At 76.4% G+C, this 225-nt stretch carries 1 protein-coding gene; it reads right to left on the reverse strand.

Going from position 1 to position 225, the window contains the following annotated elements; translation table 11 throughout:
• Nucleotides 1-105: DUF6187 family protein (locus G3I65_RS58490; protein WP_255482083.1), on the reverse strand; the 105-nt coding region annotated here is incomplete at its 3' end.
• Nucleotides 106-225 lie beyond the last annotated feature (120 nt).

Consider the following 225-nt stretch of genomic DNA (forward strand, 5'->3'; position numbering starts at 1 on the left):
GAGCCCGGCGAGCAGCCGGTCGGCCTCCAGGCCGAGCAGGATCACCCCGACCTCGGTGGCGGCGGGGGCGTCGACCTCGGGCAGGGCGAACCGGGTGTCTTCCATCGCGTTCCTCCCTCAGACCCCGACCGCGGTCTTCGCCGGCGCCGGGAGCCGGCCACCCTGCAGGACCTGGGCGATCGCCGCCGCCGCGCGGGTGGTCGCGACGCGGTGGCCGTCGATGTT

This window comes from Amycolatopsis sp. SID8362, from assembly GCF_010550475.1.
GTDB classification, from domain to species: Bacteria; Actinomycetota; Actinomycetes; order Mycobacteriales; family Pseudonocardiaceae; genus Amycolatopsis; species Amycolatopsis eburnea.